The following is an 18,010-nucleotide window of genomic DNA, read 5'->3' as shown; positions in this document are numbered from 1 at the left end:
AAGAGTTCAAGCAAATCGAATCGGCACCCCAAACTGCCTCTGCCCAACACCATCCCCCCGATCCCTCTCAACAACCATCCCCCTAGCTTTCATCTGAGGATGCTCCGCCGCTTCCTCAATCGTCAACACTGGCTCAACACAGGCGTCTACCTCTGCAAAAACCGCACGCCATTCCGCAAAGGTTTTGGCAGCCACTTTTTCCTTGATGGCTTGCTTGAGCGCCTGCTGGTGCTCCGGGTTCTGGCTTAGCGCAAAACTTTTCATCTCCGGAATTTCCAGGGCATCGCACAAGCGCGCCGAGAATTGTGGCTCCAGGCTTCCCACAGACAACCAACGGCCATCGCTGGTCTGGTAGTAGTCGTAGAAGGTGCCGCCGTTCAGCATGCCGCTTTCCGGCTTCTGGGTTTGGCCGCCAGCGATGGCTGCGGCGCCCGCCATGGCGTTCATGGCAAAGGCGGCATCGGTCATGCTGATGTCCACGAAAGCGCCCTCACCGGTCTGCTGGCGACGGATAACAGCAGCCAGAATGCCCATCACTGCGTGGTGAGAGCCGCCAGCCACGTCGGCTATCTGAATACCCATCGGCGGTGGCCCACTGTCGGCTCGGCCGCAGTGGCTGGCCACACCGGAGATGGCGAGGTAGTTGATATCGTGGCCGGCGCGGTCTTTGTAGGGGCCGGTTTGGCCGTAGCCTGTGATCGCGCAATAGATCAGCTTGGGGTTAATGGCTTTGAGTGCCTCGTAACCAATGCCTAGGCGGTCCATCACGCCGGGGCGGAATTGTTCCACCACCACGTCGTACTCTTTTACCAACTCTTTGATCTTATCGGCGCTGCCTTCTTGCTTCAGGTTGAGCTGAAGGGTTTGCTTGCCACGGCCAAGGTAGGAATACGCCGTGCTGAATTTGCCATCAAAGGGCGGAATCACTTTCACCAGGTCCACTCGGTCTGGCGCTTCAACACGAAGCACCTCGGCACCCATATCGGCCAACATCATGGTAGCGTAGGGCCCAGGTAGTAACGTGCTGAAATCGAGGACTTTCAGTTCTTTGAGCGGGGCTGTCACGGCAATCTCCTGTTGTTTTGTTTTCCGTTATTAGCTCATGAACTCATGCTGCCGGTTTTTCAAGCCTCGGCCAACTACCCGTTTGGCCAATCCCATTGGCGAAATCTTCCATCTTCGCGGTCATTCAAGCGGTTGCATTGTCTTTCCGTGCACTTATGATGAATGGCGTCTCACTATAGGTTCGTTTATGTCTGCTCTTACGGTTTCAAAACACTTTGTCGAAGCATCGCTTACAGGCGCCGAGCGCTTAGGATTCAATGTTCGCGAACTGCTGCTTGAAGCCGGGATTTCACCAGACCTTCTGCGTATCGAAAAAGCCCGGGTGAACAACGACCAATTCAGCCGCTTGATGCAAGTGATCTGGGTCAGAACCGGTGATGAGCTGATGGGGTTGGGGCCACGACGGGCCCGATCAGGCACCTTTGCGACCATGTGTGAGCTGGCGATTAACTGCCAGACGTTGGAAGAAGTCTTGCGGCAAACGTACGAGTTTTCCCGCCTGTTCGAGCCCATGGCCGGCATGAAGCTGGAAATTCACGAAGACAGTGCGCGGCTGGTGTCGATAATTGAAGGTGAATACTGCGACCCAGACCATTTCCTGCAAGAGAGCCTGCCGGTTATCTGGCACCGTCTTGTGAGTTGGCTGATCGGGCAACCGGTGGAACTGGAGAAGGCCGAGTTCCATTACCCAAAGCCTGACCATGGTGATGAATTGCGGCACATTTTCCGCTGCCCACTGGCGTTCGAATCGGACTGCACTGCCCTCACTTTCAGCACACGGTTTTTGTCAGCGCCAGTGATTCGCGACAAACCCGAAATGCGCCAATTCCTGAAAACTTCGCCGGCAGATCTGTTATCCCGCCCCGATGAAAGCAACACCTGGACGGGCCGCATTCGCGGTTTGATTGGCCGAGACTTCTCCAAACCCATGCCGGACTTTGACTGGATTGCCCAAGAGCTGCACACCAGTCCGCAAACGCTAAGGCGTCGGCTGAAACAGGAGAACACGTCGTTTCAGGAAATCAAGGATTTACTGCGGCGGGATATGGCCATCTATTACCTGAGCCATCAGGACTTGCCAATCAATGACATAGCGGAACGAGTGGGCTTTACGGAACCGTCTACCTTCCACCGTGCATTCAAGAAGTGGACCGGCGTTACCCCGGGCGCCTGGCGTGAAGGCGAGCGGGGTAATCTGGCCGGGATCTAAGCGATCAACTGCCCCCGCTTCCTTGCTGCAGGTTGCGGATGAGGCGCCCCAAGGTGCGAGCGATTTCGCTCACTTTCGCCTGATTGGGCGCAAGCTGGAACAGTCGAGAACCATCCCTCGGATCGTAGATCCAGCATGCACCTACAACCGCCTCGCAATCCCAACGAGGCTGTGGGTTTACACCGTACACCGGTAACGGGCTTGTTTTACGCACCAGTGTGCCATCGATCTCTCGCTTCACCTGCTGGATGGTCAGTTCGCTGTCGTTAATGGTCACCCGATACTGAATGTCCGCAGGCCGGTCCAGACGCACAACAGTTTTGTCTTTCCGCCAACCGTTGGCATCCAGCAAGGCATTCAGGTGAATGGTCAACGCCTCTCGGTCGGTTTTCGCAAGATACAGTTTACGCAGGCTTGCCAAACCTTCTTCACCTGCGGGCTCGATCACCGCGACCGGCTCTTTAACCGCCACGCTTCCCTCAACCAATGCCCGGGCATTCGCTTTACTTTGCTTTTCGATATCGGTAATCAGCTTCAGCGACTGCTGGTAATGCTTGCCTTCGGCACCAACGCGACTGACGTACCCTTCGAGCGCAGAGCGCGCTTCGTTAAAATGCTTGGCCTGCAACATGGCTCTGCCACGGTAATACAGATACTCGGCGGGTTTCTCGCCTTTCATCACCTGAAGACGATTAAGATACTCGCCTGCCTCACTCCAACGCTCGGCGCTCACCGCCTCTTCGGTGGCTAACATAAGCCGGTGAATTTCATGTTCCGGCTCCAGCGCCTGAGCATGACCGGCACCAACCACCGAGAACGACAACACCAATCCGGCCAACCACGAACGAGTTGCCGGCATACGCCGCTTGTGAGTTAACAACATACTGCTACTCCTGATGACTATCGGTGCCGTTTGAAATCATGTCCACTGACTCTGCGTCACGGCGTGATTCGGGCTCGCCCGCACTCTCAACATCGTCGGCATCAACCTCAGCCTGTTCAACAATGCTTTTTGGCAGTTCCTTTTTCACCCGAACACCCAGCTCCACAAACCTGTTAGCTTGAGAGATTAGATTACCACGGCCTCGGGTCAGGGTATTCATCGCATTATCATACGTACCTTGCGCCGTATGCAGCTGACTGCCAAGTCGTTCCATGGCTTCCACAAACACTCGCAACTTGTCGTAAACTGCGCCCGCGCGTTCGGCAATACGGCGTGCGTTCTGGCTTTGCCGCTCGTAGCGCCAAATATTCTCGATGGTGCGCAACGTCGCCAACAGAGTGGTAGGTGTTACCACAATAATCTTTCTCTCGAATGCTTCAGCGAACAAGTTATCATCTTGCTGAAAAGCCGCTACAAACGCAGGCTCAATAGGCATAAACAAGAGCACGAAATCCGGCGAATGAAGCCCGTTGAGCTGACTGTAATCTTTCTCGCTCAGGGTGCGAATGTGGTTTCTCACCGCTTCAACGTGTTGTTTCAGCGCTTGTTCGCGAGTTTCGTCATCGTCGGCGATCACCCATTGCTGGTAAGCCACCAGCGACACCTTGGAATCCACCACCAGATTGCGCTGGTCTGGCAGGTGAACGATGACATCCGGGCGCAACAGCTGGTTGTCGCTGTCCCGATAGCTGCCCTGAGTTTCGTACTCAATGCCTTTGCGCAATCCCGAACGCTCAAGCACCCGTTCGAGAATCAATTCGCCCCAGTTGCCCTGTACCTTTTTATCGCCCTTCAGCGCTTTCGTGAGGTTGGCAGCTTCTTCGGTAATCTGTCGGTTCAGGTCCTGCAGTGATTTAATCTCGCTGCGCAGGGCTTGGCGATCGCGGGTTTCTGTGGTGTACACATCTTCTACCCGCTTTCGGAAATCCTGCAGCTGGTCTCGAAACGGCGTCAGCAAAGCATCCAGATTGGTTTTCGATTGCTGACTGAAGCGCTCGCTCTTCTGCTCGAAGATGCGATTAGCCAGATTCTCGAATTCCTGCTTGAGGCTGTCCCGATTCTTTTCCAGCAACTCGAGCTTTTCTCTGGCGGCGCGGCGCTCCTTGTCCAGAGTCACCTGCTGCTCACGAAGATCGGCCTTCAAAACCGCAACCTGATCCCGCCAGTTTTCTACCGCATGCTCCAGCTTCTCTGCACGATCCTGCTTCTCGGCCAAGTTTGTTTCCAGATACCGGATTTCTTGATCATGCAAAGCGCGCGCTTGATGGGCGGCGTTTAACCGGGACGTTCTGTGAACCAACAAGCCGAGCAAACCCAAGCAAACGGCCAGCAAAACCGCACCAACCCCGAGAACCATTTCCGGGTTGGCTGCACTGAATTGAGCGAATCCCTCTACCACTTACGGCAACTCCTGAACATTCAACAGATGAATCAAGGCGGTTATCAATAGCCAAAGCCTGACAGTCTAACCCAGAGATCTGATTTTGGGGGAAATTGGAAAAGCGCCGCAATAACAGCCTCGACTGTTTGGCATTTAACGCAATTGACGGACGTCGCTCTAGACGCAAGGGGTAAATTCATCTAAAAAGAATGAAACAGCGATTCATTTTTTGATGGCACGCCAACCAAATGCTCATCTGCAGGACTCGAGCATGTTGAAAGAACTCTGGAGAAAACTGGAATCGGAACTTCTGCAAACAGAAGCCACTGCAGAGGAAACCAGCTGGGCGCAATGCCAAACGCCCGGCCGTCGCAGCGGGGCCAAGGTGCTGCCTCACATCACCCATACCGGCGAATTTCACCTTGAGCGGCTGAACCAGCTGTTGCGCGACCGTTACGATCAATCATTCGCGGCGCCAGAGAACCCGGCAGCAGACGACGAAACACTAAAAGCAGTGATCGGCTATGCCTCCCGAATCCAGGATCAGGATATTCAACGTGAGCTGCTCTTGTTCTACCTCAATTGTTCACCAGTGATTCAGGAATACCTGCGCTCGGAAACCACTCTGGGAACGGGTTCGTTTCTTGGCAAATAAGCCTGCGCCTTAACCATCTGTAAAGGCGTCGAACATCCAGCTTGTAGTATACTCATCCTCCTGACCGACAACACAATGAAGGCTGACCGGCACAAACTCCACAACCGGTTTATCGAGCAGCCAATTCAGGGGATATTCATGGGTGACAGGTTCTTCAAACCTCGACCACTAATTGCTTTCGGCATGACAGCGTTTTTTCTTGCTTTAACCGGATGTACTGCGGACCAATATTTTATGGTGCCCAAGGAAGGGGTCGATGACATTCGAGCATCGCTCAACAAACAGCGAGCCACTCTGGTGACAATGGAAAGCAACGCCGGCGTGCGCCAGGAACAACTGCTCGGCCACCAAAAGCAATCCACTCAAACGATTCTGGATGCGATCGCCACCCAAGTCGAAAAACCCACCTGCCCGCCGGTTGTTCAACGAAGCTGTCCTCCGGTGCCCAAAGACACTGGCCGGGCTGATCGCCTGAAAGGCAAGGTTGTTGTGGGAGAGGTCGAGAAACTGTATCTGGCCGACGCCGGAACAGTCTATACCGCCCGAATCGACAGCGGTGCAGAAACCTCGTCAATACACACCCGAAATGTAAAGCGCTTTGAACGCGATGGCGGCAACTGGGTACGGTTTGAAGTCCCGGTGCCTGGCAGCTCCGGTGAAGAATGGGTCACTCTGGAGAAAGAAATTTCCCGCCGCGTTAAAATTATCCAATCCGCTGCCGATGAAGCCGAACGCCGCGTTGTGGTAGAGCTTCAGTTTGCCATTGGCGATCATGAGCAAGTTGCGGAGTTTACCCTTGCCGATCGCACCAACCTCACCTACGAAGTCTTGATTGGCCGCAACGTGTTGCGCGACGTCATGCTGATCGATGTGGGGAAAGAATTCGCGACCGAACTTCCCAAGAGTTACCGCAATAAAACCCAAACGGGAGATGACGCATGACCGTGAGGTCCCGCATTCCATTTTATGTGGCCGTGTTCCTGCTCATTACCGCAGGGCTTTCCGTGGCCACCTGGCGACATTTCGAGATGGGCATCCCCTGGATGACCGGCGAACAGCAACCGGTTTGGATGGTTGAAGCCCGAGTGGATTTTCAAGGGTATGGCGAATCGGCGCAGGTTAACCTGCATGTACCGCAACAACCTCCCGGCTTTCGTATTTTAACCGAGCAGGCGGCCTCGCCCGGATACGGTTTCTCTATCCTTGAGAACAACGGCAGCCGACGTGCAGAATGGACAAAACGTGAAGTCACTGGCCCACAAACCCTTTACTTCAAAACCCAATTCGTACCTGATGACAGCATCGTTCAGCAGCCACCTAAACGCCCGCCCCAGCCCCAAACGGTCTTCTGGGAAGAGCCACAAGCCACCGCGGTAAGGGAGCTACTTAGCCAAGCAACAGAACGTTCCAGCTCACCCGAAAGCCTGACCCGGGAGCTGATCACCCTCATGCAGCCAGACAACCGCACCCAGAATTCCACCATGCTGGTGTCTGATGAAAATTACCTGCAAATTCTGGTCAGGATGCTGAATCACGCAGGCATCGCCGCTCGCACGGCGGACGCACTCAAACTTGAAGATGCGCGCCGGCGCCAGCACCTTGTCCCTTTCATTCAGATCTATAACGGCGAGCGCTGGCTAACGTTTGACCCGCGTACGGCAGAACAAGGTGTTCCGGAGCACCTTCTGCTATGGCGCCAAGGCTCGGAATCCCTGCTGGACGTAGTGGGCGGCGACAACTCTCAAGTCAGCTTTTCCATGCTCCGGCAGACAATCCCGGCGTTGCAGTTAGCAGCGCGGGAAGCGGCCTCCAACGGCCTGAGTGCACTCAGTTTTTACCAGTTGCCCATTGAAGAACAAAGCATGTTCAGAATGCTGTTGCTGCTGCCAATCGGTGCCCTAATGGTCGCATTTATGCGCATGGTGATCGGCGTTCGCACGTCCGGCACCTTCATGCCGGTATTGATTGCCGTTGCCTTTGTGCAAACCACACTGGTACCCGGGCTGATCGCCTTCCTGTCCGTAGTTGCCATAGGTCTACTGCTCAGGGGTTATCTATCAAGCCTTAATTTGCTTCTCGTTTCCCGAATCTCGGCGCTGATCATACTGGTGATATTCATCACCGCCGGTTTGAGCATCGTCGGCTACCAAATGGGCTTCAACACCGGCATGACCGTGACCTTCTTCCCCACGGTGATCATTGCCTGGACCATCGAGCGTATGTCGATCCTCTGGGAGGAAGAAGGCCCCCGTGAAGTCGCGGTACAAGGCGCGGGCAGCTTGTTTGTTGCCATTTGCGCCTACCTCGCCATGAGCCGGCCGCTGGCGGGTCACTTGACCTTCAACTTCCCGGAATTGCACCTGGTCATTCTGGGGCTGATTCTGCTGATGGGCCAGTACACAGGCTACAAACTCAGCGAGCTTCGTCGATTCAACCCGATGAAGGCCTACGACTGATATGGACTGGATTTCCCCTCGCAGGCTGAATCGAATCGGGATGCTGAACATGAACCGGCGCAATGTGGATTACATTGCCCGGTACAATGACCGCTCGTCGTACCCCTTGGTTGATAACAAACTGAAGACCAAGCTCGCCGTAGGCGAATACGACGTTAAAACGCCGAAACTTCTCCAGGTGGTGCGCCAGCAGCACGAGATTTCCCACTTCCGCGAAATGGCCGAGGACCTCTCCGGTTTTGCCATCAAGCCCGCCAAAGGCTCAGGCGGAAAAGGCATCACTGTAATCACCGGTCGTGATGGTGACGACTTCATCAAAGCGTCTGGCGCCCGAATCCCCGTTGCCATGCTGGAGCGGCACCTGACCAATATTCTGGCCGGGCTTTACTCTCTGGCCGGCACGCCGGATGTGGCGATTGTCGAAGATCTGGTGGAGTCCTCACCCGATCTCGCCAAGTATTCCTTCCAAGGTGTGCCGGACATTCGCATCATTGTATTTCAGGGATACCCCATCATGGCCATGCTAAGGCTAGCCACCAAAGCCTCGGACGGCAAAGCGAACCTGCATCAAGGCGCCGTCGGTGTCGGCCTGGATCTCGGCACCGGCCGAAGCCTGAACGCCGTTCAGTTTAACCGCCCCATCACCCTCCACCCGGATACCGGGCTGGCTCTCGAGAACATTCAGATTGAATCTTGGGAGAACATGCTGGAAATGGCCGCCCGCTGTTATGAAGCGACCGGCCTGGGCTATATGGGTGTGGATTTGGTGGTCGATGCCCACCAAGGCCCCTTGTTGCTGGAGCTGAACGCCCGCCCCGGCTTGGCGATTCAAATGGCTAACGGCTGTGGTTTGATGCCGCGCCTAAAAGCGATCGAGGGGTTAAAGCGCCCTCATTTCAGCCCGCGCGAACGAGCGCAGTTTGCGATGAATAGCTTCAGCCGAATGTAATAAGCTTGCATTCAGACAAAAAAAAACCGAAGCCAATCAAGCTTCGGTTTTTTTACCTAACTCAGTCGATCAGAGCAATTCGCCCCGCTGGACCAGTAGTTTTCGCTCTTGGGAAAGCCCCTTGAGCAAGCCCCACGTCATGATCAGCAAGATCAGGGTAAACGGCAGACCGGCACTGATTGCCACCGCTTGGATAGCGCCCAGAGCATCATCACCGCCACCGAAGATCAACGCAGCGGCAATGGCCCCCTCCATAACAACCCAGAACACACGCTGAGCTGTCGGTGCATCGGTTTTACCGCCAGCAGTGATGCTGTCGATTACCAGTGAACCGGAATCCGATGAGGTCACAAAGAACACCAACACCAGAATGATGCCCACAAAGGAGATAATGCCGGTCAGCGGCAAACCTTCGAACATCTGGAAGGTTGCCAGTGAAACATCTGTGAGTCCTTTCTCGGCCAGCACACCTACACCGTTCTGAATCTGCTCTAGCGCAGTACCACCAAAGCCACTCATCCATACTGTCGTAATCACGGTCGGGATGATCAGAACTGCGGTGACAAACTCACGTACAGTACGACCTTTGGAAACACGTGCGATAAACATACCTACGAAAGGTGACCAGGAGATCCACCAAGCCCAGTAGAAGACAGTCCAGCCCTGCATCCAGGCGGAGTCATCACGGCCAAACGGGTTACTCAAAGGAATGACGTTAGTCACATAAGAAGACGACGTTACCCAAATGGTTTCCAGAATGGTCATGGTCGGGCCGGCAAATACGATAAAAGCCAGCAATACTGCAGCGGTGATCATGTTGATGTTACTCAACACCTTCACACCACCATCAAGTCCACGCAGAACCGACATCAATGCCAGAGCCGTTACGCCCACAATAATGGCCATCTGAACGTTGGTACCCGCGCCCACATCAAAGAGGTAGTTCAAGCCTGAAGCGGCCTGCTGCGCACCAAAACCCAAGGAAGTCGCCAAACCAAAAATAGTCGCCACAACCGCCAGCACATCAATAATGTGCCCCGGCCAGCCCCACACTCGGTCTTTCAGCAGCGGGAAAAAGGCAGAACGAATGGTCAGCGGCATGTTCTTGTTAAACGCAAAGAATGCCAGCGACAGGGCTACGATCGCATAGATAGCCCAAGGGTGCAGACCCCAGTGGTACAGGGTAGACCCCATAGCCAGATCACGAGCCGCTTCGGAATTCGCCTCAACATTAAACGGTGTTTCATACCACCCGGTGTAATACGCCACCGGCTCGGCAACAGCCCAGAACATAAGACCGATACCCATGCCCGCTGCGAACAACATGGCAAACCACGAAATTCGGGTGAACTCCGGCTTTGCATCTTGCCCGCCAAGACGGATCTTACCCACTGGCATGAAGATAAGCGCAAGGCTCACTATCACGAAGATATTGGCGCTTAGCAGGAAGAACCAGTCAAAACTGGCGATAATTCCCCACTTTGCTCCATCAAGCGTTTCCTTGGCCAAAGCCGGAAACATGAGAGTTCCTATGACAAACGCCACTACAACCACTGCAGTTACCGGGAATACCCAGTTATGCAGGTCCAGGCCAAACGGATTGATATTATCCTGGCCTGCAACGTAGTCCGTTTGATATTCGTCTTTCACTACCTCGCCCACGTGGAGCCTCCTGGTTTTGGTGTGATGTCTGAAAGATGGATGATGAGAGGCTATTCCAAGCCGCCCCGAAAGATTACAAGCGCGTTATCCTATTACTTTGATCTCAAAACATCAAAGTACCCCTTGTGTCGCGTCCCTTCACAGAATTATAGACCACACAAAAAAGGGCGAAGTCTTTTTTCAATTCTTTTCAGCAGCTTGCTCCATGTTGGCCTGTCTGGCATATACTGAGGAGCACCCATCCTCCAGGGCCATTTAGAGGTATTCATGGTTAAGACCACCACCTTCCCTTTTCGCTATTCCGCCTACGCCCTCAGCATCGCGGGACTGCTCATTTCCCTTCCGCTCTCATTGTGGGCCGGCTCGGGATACCTATTCCCACTTGTGTTCGCTGCCCTGACGGCCCTTGGCACCAGAGATCTTCTGCAGCGAAAACACACCGTTAGCCGCAACTACCCAATCATGGCGAACTTTCGGTATCTGCTCGAATCCATAGGGCCAGAGATTCGCCAGTACTTTATTCAATCGGATACCGATGAACGCCCTTTCTCGCGTGAGCAGCGCGCCATTGTTTATCAGCGCGCCAAAGGGGTGCTCGACAAACGCCCGTTCGGTTCGCAACTGTCGATGTACGAAGAAGGCTTCGAGTGGATGAACCACTCCCTCACCCCCACCAAACTGCCGTCCAACGACTTCCGGGTAGTGATCGGGAAACATTGCGCAAAACCTTACAGCGCCAGCATTTTTAACGTTTCTGCCATGAGCTTTGGTTCGTTATCGGCGAACGCCATACTGAGCCTGAACGCCGGGGCCAGGAAAGGCGGTTTTTACCATGACACCGGTGAAGGCTCCATCTCTCGTTACCACAAAGAACCGGGCGGGGATTTGGTCTGGGAGATTGGTTCGGGTTACTTCGGCTGCCGTCATCCGGATGGCACCTTCAGCCCGGAGCGGTTTCAGGAGAATGCCCGCCTGGATCAGGTAAAAATGATAGAGGTCAAACTATCTCAGGGGGCCAAACCCGGCCACGGCGGCATTCTTCCCGCCGAAAAAGTCACCGCTGAAATCGCTGACGCACGCGGTGTACCCATGGGCGAAGATTGCGTTTCACCGTCTAGCCACTCTGCGTTTTCCACCCCTATTGAGCTGCTTGAGTTTATCGAGCAACTGCGGGAGCTTTCCGGTGGCAAACCCGTTGGCTTCAAACTCGCCATCGGGCATCCGTGGGAGTGGTTCGCGATCGTCAAAGCCATGCTGAAAACCGGCAAGAAGCCGGATTTTATCGTTGTCGATGGCGGCGAAGGTGGTACCGGTGCTGCCCCGCTGGAGTTCATTAATCGCCTGGGCATGCCGCTGAACGAAGCTCTGCTGCTGGTACACAACACTTTGGTTGGTGCCAACCTGCGCGATGACATCGCCATAGGCGCGGCTGGCAAAATCACCTCAGCCTTCAACATTGCTCGCACACTGGCCATGGGCGCTGACTGGTGCAATGCCGCACGCGGTTACATGTTCGCCTTGGGCTGCATTCAGGCGCTTAACTGCCACACCGGCCGCTGCCCGTCTGGTGTCGCCACCCAGGACCCGCGCCGTGGCAACAAATTGGACGTGCCCCTGAAAAGCGAACGGGTGTACAACTTCCACAACAAGACGCTGGATGCCCTTCAGAACCTGCTGGAAGCCTCTGGCTTGAAACATCCTTCAGAATTGGGGCCGGAACATATTGTACGCCGAGTGTCGAAAACCAAGGTGCAGAGCTATCTCGACCTGTACCATTTTCTAGAGCCCGGCATCTTGCTTGAGGGCGAAACCGGGTTAACGGTGTTCGATAAATACTGGAAGTGCGCGAAACCGGATACCTTTGAGCCACCGGAATTCATCCTGAAACTCAGAGAAACCAAGTTGCGGTAAATGTTCCGAAGAAAGTCGCCCGTCACCTGTTTATTTTTATTTGGGGCTGGCGTATACTTCGCTCCCGCTAAGCCACTGAGATAAACCTCTTTTCTTGGCGGCGAGCAGTTTACGGGGCGTAGCGCAGCTTGGTAGCGCACTTGCATGGGGTGCAAGGGGTCGTAGGTTCAAATCCTACCGTCCCGACCAGAATTCCCTACTCAAAGCCTGGATCGCAAGATCCGGGCTTTGTTGTATCTGGCCATCACTCCGCTAATTGATAACGCCTTTCCGGCCGGCCAACACTGCCGTAAGTCACTTCCGCCGACAGCTTTCCTTCTCCAACCATGAATTCGAGATAACGCCGCGCCGTTGTCCGAGAAGCACCGATGGCGCTACCCACTGCCTCTGCGCTCCAAGGCTCGCCATCGCCGATCACGTCCTGTATTTTTTCGAGCGTCAGAGCATCGATACCTTTCGGCAATCGGCCACTTGCCGCTTGAGCATCTTCTTCACTGGCGCGAGGGATCAAGGCGTCCACTTCATTCTGTGCAAGTTGATTCAACCCGGACAAATGCTCCAGCCGGGCACGGAACCGGTTAACCGCTTCCTCCAGTCGCTCGAACACCAACGGCTTTAAAATGTAATCGCAAACACCCCCTCTCAATGCACTGCGCAGGGTATCTACCTCTTTGGCTGCGGTGATCAAGATGACATCACTGGTGCTGTCTTGCGCTCTGAGCTCTCTTAACAGATCCAGACCACTGCCATCCGGAAAATAGACATCCAATAAAATCAGATCCGGGGCCAACACCTCCACAAGGTCACGTGCATCCGCCAAACTGTGGGCAATACCGCAAAGCTCAACGTGATCAAGCCGTTCAACAAACCTTCGCTGAATTTCCGCAATCTGGCGATCATCTTCAGCGATCAATATCCGAATCGTGTTCAATGGGCGCTCCTGGGTTCCGGAACCTTTGGTAAGTATAAAGTGAAGCGACTGCCAACGTCGGGCAGGCTTTCAACCGTAATCGAGCCTCCCCAACGTTCAAGAAACTGACGCACCAGGTACAACCCATAGCCGTGCTGTTTACTTGTACCCTGTTTGCTGGTTACGCCTTTCTCGAAAATCCGGTCGCGTTCGCCCTCACCGACGCCAGCGCCCTGATCGTCCACCTCAAAGATAAGTTCCTGACCAAGGTCGGTCATCGAGAGCGTTACGCGCCCTCCTTCACCGGCGTGCTGGCGAGTTGCTTCCAGCGCGTTATCGATCAGATTGCCCAACACACTGACCAATTGATCTCTGGGCATGGCATCGGGAATGTCGCTCATCTGACTACCCGAGTCTATGTCGAGGTGCAGCCCCATTTCCCGAGCCCGGTTATATTTCCCCAACAGGCAACCCGCAATAACCGGGTCAGGCACCGCCTCCAAAAGCAGATGAATCAAGCTCTGGTGGTCGCTGGTTTCACGGCCAATCAGACTCAAGGCATCGTCATGGGCACCAATCTGAATCAAGCCAGCAATGGTGTGAAGCTTGTTGGAATACTCATGGGTTTGGCTGCGGAGCGTGTCGGCATATTGCTGTATTCGTGTTAGCTGCTGACTGACATGATCCAATTCGTCCCGCAACCGGAAACTGGCCACCACACCGATGGCCTCGTCGCCTTGCCGAACCGGAAGCCGGTTTACCACCATTTGCCGGTTCCTGAGCCAAACTTCCCGGTCGAAATCCGGGGTACCGGTTTTCAGCACGGAGAGCAGATCACTATCCGGCAACACCTCATGAATCGGCCGACCAACCAGCGAGGTGCCGTTATCAAAACCCAATGTTTCAAGTGCTGCTCGGTTAACCGTTGTGATGATGCCATCGCGGTTCACGGCAATAATGCCCTCACGCACCGACTGCAAAGTGGCATTGCGCTCCTCGAATAAACGGGCGATTTCTTCCGGTTCCAAACCAAAAATCTCGCGTTTGAAACGCCCGGCGATCACTACGGCAACCAAAATGCTGACCAGCAGCATCAGGCCCACTATGCCGTAGAAAACAAACTTGTATCGCTGAATGGTGTTGCCAACCTGGGCAACGCTGTAGCCAACGGAAACGATTCCGATGATCTCGCCGGTTTCAGGCGCAAATACCGGCGCTTTTCCCCGCACCGTATCCCCCAAGGTACCCACGGCTCTCGACACATAGCCACGCCCGTTTTTCAGGGCTTCTCCGCCGTCATCCCCATCGTCATCGGCCATCGATTTTCCGATTCGGTCTGGTGAGGGATGCGCCAGACGGATCGCCCGGTGATCGCCAATGACAATAAAGAGGGCTTCATTCGTGGCTGCCATCGTAGACGCCAGACGATTCAATGCCTCGGTATCACGCTGCTGTATGCCGGCGATAACAGACGGGGCAGCGGCAACCGTTTTCGCCACCATCAAAGCACGCTGACCAATTTCACTGTACAGAGATTCGCTCAGGTAATAGCCCGCCACCCCACCAATCAATGCGGTCTGCAGGGCGCTGACCAGTGCCAGCGTAAGAATCATTCGGGTTTTCAGTCGGGTTTTTCTTGCCACAGCTTAATCAGATCTTCTTGTCATTTACTCGTGAGGTTAAAGCACACAGCGCCGATTTGCCCGTGAACTTTATGAACTTAATGGGCTTTAGGTTTTTTAAAGGCAATACGCCCACAAACTTTTTAGCAAGATGACCAGCTTTTAATCTACAACGAGAGCTCCTCCGGAGTGCCTAAAACAACAATCGAAGGATAACTATTCATGTTTATCAAACGAACCCTGAGTTTCGCAGCGGCAGCCGCTTTCAGCATGTCCGCTATGGCGTGGCAGCCTTCCGGTAAAGTCGAATGCCTGGCTCCGGCCGACCCGGGCGGCGGTTGGGACTTTACCTGCCGCAGTGTTGGCAATGTAATGCAGTCACTCAAGCTGGTCGAAGGCACCGTACAAACAATCAATATGGCAGGTGCCGGAGGGGGCGTTGCCTACGCACACACGGTCAGCAAACGAAACAAAGACGACAAACTAATCGTCGCGGCTTCTACGGCAACCACCACGCGCCTGGCGCAAAAACAGTTCCCCGGCCTGGATGCCGATATGGTGAAGTGGGTCGGTGCACTGGGTGCAGACTACGGCATCATTGCCGTGGGCAAGAATTCTCCTTATAAAACCTTAAACGACCTGTTTGAAGCCAGTAAGGCTAATCCACGTGCTGTTAAGTTCTCCGGTGGCAGCGCCCGTGGCGGCTGGGACCACCTGAAAGTTCTGATTGCCGCCAAGGCTGCCGGGGTCGAGAACCTGCCGTCTATTCCTTATCTGTCCTACAACAACGGCGGCGAAGCGATGACCCAGGTAGTTGGCGGGCAGGTTGATGCCTTTACCGGCGACATCTCCGAGGCGACCGGCTTTATGGAATCCGGCGATTTACGGGTACTCGCTGTGCTATCGGAAGAACGCCTGCCGGGTGAATTCAGCGACATCCCCACCGCCCGAGAGCAAGGCATTGATGCCCTGGGCCCTAATTGGCGCGGTTTTTATATGCCCAAAGGCGCCAGCGACGAAGCCAAGCAATACTGGGTTGAAGCCATCGACACCCTGTACGCCAGCGCTGAGTGGAAAGAGGTCATGAAAAGCAACGGCCTGATCCCCTTCCATCCGGATGCCGACAAGTTTGAAGACTTCGTCCATCAACAGGTGCAGGACATCAACAATCTGTCTCGCGAAATCGGGTTGATGAAATGAGTGGATTGAATGACCGCATACTCGGCCTGGGCCTGTTGGTCCTGGCCGTTGCCTACGGCTGGGTCGCGCAGCAGTGGCCAGAACCGTTTGGCGGCTCCCACGGCATGGGGCCCGAAACCTTCCCGACGATATTGTCGTTCATTTTGGTCATTGGCAGCCTGTACCTGATGGTAAAACCGGATCAGGACACTCCGTGGCCCTGGGGCAAAACCGCTCTGGAACTTCTGTTCTCGGTCATCGTGCTGGTGATCTACGCATTGCTTCTAGAGCCTCTGGGGTTCGTTATCTCGACCACCTTAACCGTTGGCGCGTTGAGCTGGCGAATGGGGGCCAGGCCTCGCAGTGCCTTTCTGACCGGGTTGGTCAGCGCGGTTGTGGTGTACGGTTTGTTTAATTACGGTTTGTCACTGAGCCTGCCCGCCAGCCTACTGGAGTTTAGCTAATGGAAACTCTCGGATTTTTGATAGACGGGTTTGCGGTGGCTCTCACCCCGTACAATCTGATGTACGCGTTATTCGGCGCCTTTGTCGGAACGCTGATCGGCTGTCTGCCGGGCCTCGGCCCTGCCAACGGCGTGGCCATCCTGATCCCGCTGGCGTTCACGCTGGGATTGCCTCCGGAAACCTCCATGATTCTGCTGACATCGGTGTACGCAGGAGCCATGTACGGGGGACGGATCTCTTCAATCCTGCTGAACATCCCGGGCGATGAACCCGCGATGATGACATGCCTCGACGGTTACCCGATGGCGCAGAAAGGCCGGGCGGCCGATGCTTTGGCCATATCAGCCATCGCCTCGTTTTCCGGCGGACTGATCGGCACCATCGGCTTGATCATGCTGGCACCGGTACTGGCGAAGTTTGCGTTGACCTTCGGCCCGGCGGAGTACTTCGCACTGTTCGTGCTGGCGTTCGCCACACTCGGCGGCATCACCGGCAAGAACCCGATGAAAACCGTCATTGCTGCGGCGCTGGGCATTATGATTTCCACCGTCGGCATCGACATTTCTACCGGTACCCAGCGCTACACCTTTGGCGTTCTGGAGCTTTACGAAGGGATTGATTTCATCTTGGCCATCGTAGGTCTGTTTGCGATCTCCGAGCTGCTGTTTTTTGTCGAGTCGCGCCTTGGTAGCGGCCACAAGAAAGTGAACGTGGGCAAACTGACGCTGTCGTTCAAAGAGCTGGTCACTACGATACCCTCGCAGCTTCGTGGCGGTGTTCTCGGCTTCATCGCCGGCGTACTGCCCGGTGCTGGCGCATCGCTAGGTAGCTTTATTAGCTACACCTTGGAAAAAAAGGCAGTGGGCAAGAAAGGCAACTTCGGTAACGGAGACATTCGCGGGGTTGTCGCCCCGGAAGCCGGCAACAACGGTGCGGCATCGGGTGCCTTGGTACCGATGCTGACACTGGGGGTTCCTGGCAGCGGCACCACCGCGGTTCTGCTGGCGATGCTGATCTCCCTCAACATCACACCTGGCCCGCTGATGTTCACTCAGAATGCAGACATTGTCTGGGGTGTTATTGCGGCGCTATTGATCGGTAACGTACTGCTGCTGTTGCTTAACGTTCCAATGATTGGTGTGTTTGTCAGGCTGCTGTCGATACCACCGATGTATCTGCTTCCTATCGTTACGATGGTTGCCTTCGTGGGTATCTACTCCATCAGCAACAGCACGTTCGACCTCTACTTTATGGTGGCGTTCGGGATAGCCGGTTACTTCCTGCGTAAACTGGAAATACCGCTGGTGCCAATCATCCTTGGCTTGCTATTAGGGCCTGAAATGGAGAAAAACCTGGGGCATGCGCTGATTCTGTCGGACGGTGACTGGAGCACGCTCTGGAGCAGCCCTCTGGCGTTGGGGCTTTGGATTGTTGCCGGTTTAGGTCTGATGCTGCCAGTGATCGTTGGCCCGCTCCTGAGACGGCGCATGAAGTCGGCGATGACTGAAAATCCGGTTAGCGACTAGTTAACGCAGCTTTGCCACTTTCATGAACCATAAAAAACACCGGGCTGCTGCCCGGTGTTTTGTTTCTAACTTATAAC

General features: G+C 54.8%; 15 protein-coding genes and 1 tRNA gene. 10 read left to right on the top strand and 6 right to left on the bottom strand.

The window, feature by feature from the left end:
- Positions 1–6 precede the first annotated feature (6 nt).
- The gene (locus Q9245_RS12800; protein WP_305897549.1) at positions 7–1,065 is read right to left on the bottom strand and encodes a CaiB/BaiF CoA-transferase family protein; all 1,059 of its coding nucleotides are present in this window, start codon (positions 1,063–1,065) and stop codon (positions 7–9) included.
- Between the two features lie 187 nt (positions 1,066–1,252).
- On the opposite strand from Q9245_RS12800, the gene Q9245_RS12795 reads away from it, so the two are divergent.
- Positions 1,253–2,275, top strand: a complete 1,023-nt coding sequence (locus Q9245_RS12795) for an AraC family transcriptional regulator (RefSeq protein WP_305897548.1) — start codon at positions 1,253–1,255, stop codon at positions 2,273–2,275.
- Positions 2,276–2,279: 4 nt separating this feature from the next.
- Here Q9245_RS12795 and Q9245_RS12790 read toward each other — a convergent pair whose 3' ends face one another.
- Both Q9245_RS12790 and Q9245_RS12785 read right to left on the bottom strand, forming a co-directional pair.
- Positions 2,280–3,158 (bottom strand): hypothetical protein, encoded by an 879-nt coding sequence (locus Q9245_RS12790; RefSeq protein ID WP_305897547.1) that lies wholly within the window; start codon positions 3,156–3,158, stop codon positions 2,280–2,282.
- Between the two features lie 4 nt (positions 3,159–3,162).
- The gene (locus tag Q9245_RS12785) at positions 3,163–4,575 is read right to left on the bottom strand and encodes a DNA recombination protein RmuC (protein ID WP_305897627.1); all 1,413 of its coding nucleotides are present in this window, start codon (positions 4,573–4,575) and stop codon (positions 3,163–3,165) included.
- A 295-nt stretch (positions 4,576–4,870) separates the two neighbouring features.
- Here Q9245_RS12785 and Q9245_RS12780 point away from each other — a divergent pair, with 295 nt between their 5' ends.
- The 4 genes from Q9245_RS12780 to Q9245_RS12765 all read left to right on the top strand — a co-directional run bounded on the left by Q9245_RS12780 (position 4,871) and on the right by Q9245_RS12765 (position 8,659).
- Entirely contained in the window at positions 4,871–5,254 is a 384-nt protein-coding gene (locus Q9245_RS12780) for a hypothetical protein (protein ID WP_305897546.1), read from the top strand.
- A 234-nt stretch (positions 5,255–5,488) separates the two neighbouring features.
- A complete protein-coding gene (locus Q9245_RS12775; RefSeq protein WP_305897545.1) occupies positions 5,489–6,196 on the top strand; it encodes a RimK/LysX family protein in 708 nt (235 codons plus the stop codon).
- Entirely contained in the window at positions 6,193–7,710 is a 1,518-nt protein-coding gene (locus tag Q9245_RS12770) for an inactive transglutaminase family protein (protein ID WP_305897544.1), read from the top strand. Before Q9245_RS12775 ends, Q9245_RS12770 begins: the two co-directional genes overlap by 4 nt.
- Position 7,711: 1 nt before the next feature.
- Entirely contained in the window at positions 7,712–8,659 is a 948-nt protein-coding gene (locus Q9245_RS12765) for an alpha-L-glutamate ligase-like protein (RefSeq protein WP_305897543.1), read from the top strand.
- A 69-nt stretch (positions 8,660–8,728) separates the two neighbouring features.
- On the opposite strand, the gene Q9245_RS12760 is transcribed toward Q9245_RS12765, so the two are convergent.
- Positions 8,729–10,321 (bottom strand): BCCT family transporter, encoded by a 1,593-nt coding sequence (locus tag Q9245_RS12760; RefSeq protein ID WP_305897542.1) that lies wholly within the window; start codon positions 10,319–10,321, stop codon positions 8,729–8,731.
- Positions 10,322–10,588: 267 nt separating this feature from the next.
- On the opposite strand from Q9245_RS12760, the gene Q9245_RS12755 reads away from it, so the two are divergent.
- Both Q9245_RS12755 and Q9245_RS12750 read left to right on the top strand, forming a co-directional pair.
- Positions 10,589–12,232: an FMN-binding glutamate synthase family protein gene (locus Q9245_RS12755; RefSeq protein ID WP_305897541.1), complete on the top strand. Its 1,644-nt coding sequence runs from the start codon at positions 10,589–10,591 to the stop codon at positions 12,230–12,232.
- 112 nt (positions 12,233–12,344) lie between these two features.
- Positions 12,345–12,421: transfer RNA gene (locus Q9245_RS12750), tRNA-Pro, on the top strand.
- 55 nt (positions 12,422–12,476) lie between these two features.
- Here the strand turns inward: Q9245_RS12750 and Q9245_RS12745 are convergent.
- The gene (locus tag Q9245_RS12745; protein ID WP_305897540.1) at positions 12,477–13,163 is read right to left on the bottom strand and encodes a response regulator; all 687 of its coding nucleotides are present in this window, start codon (positions 13,161–13,163) and stop codon (positions 12,477–12,479) included.
- Entirely contained in the window at positions 13,160–14,755 is a 1,596-nt protein-coding gene (locus tag Q9245_RS12740; protein WP_305897626.1) for a sensor histidine kinase, read from the bottom strand. The genes Q9245_RS12745 and Q9245_RS12740 overlap by 4 nt, the downstream gene beginning before the upstream one ends.
- 231 nt (positions 14,756–14,986) lie before the next feature.
- Between Q9245_RS12740 and Q9245_RS12735 the strand changes: the two genes are divergently transcribed.
- Genes Q9245_RS12735 through Q9245_RS12725 form a run of 3 tightly spaced genes read left to right on the top strand, consistent with a single transcriptional unit; the run spans position 14,987 to position 17,933 of the window.
- On the top strand, positions 14,987–15,964 hold the full coding sequence (locus tag Q9245_RS12735) for a tripartite tricarboxylate transporter substrate binding protein (protein WP_305897539.1): 978 nt from the start codon (positions 14,987–14,989) through the stop codon (positions 15,962–15,964).
- Positions 15,961–16,407, top strand: coding sequence for a tripartite tricarboxylate transporter TctB family protein (locus Q9245_RS12730; RefSeq protein ID WP_305897538.1), 447 nt, complete (start codon positions 15,961–15,963; stop codon positions 16,405–16,407). The genes Q9245_RS12735 and Q9245_RS12730 overlap by 4 nt, the downstream gene beginning before the upstream one ends.
- Entirely contained in the window at positions 16,407–17,933 is a 1,527-nt protein-coding gene (locus Q9245_RS12725) for a tripartite tricarboxylate transporter permease (RefSeq protein WP_305897537.1), read from the top strand. Before Q9245_RS12730 ends, Q9245_RS12725 begins: the two co-directional genes overlap by 1 nt.
- Positions 17,934–18,010: the final 77 nt, after the last annotated feature.

Source organism: Marinobacter sp. MDS2, assembly GCF_030718085.1.
In the GTDB taxonomy this organism is placed as follows: domain Bacteria; phylum Pseudomonadota; class Gammaproteobacteria; order Pseudomonadales; family Oleiphilaceae; genus Marinobacter.
This window is presented reverse-complemented; position numbering and strand designations above follow the sequence as displayed.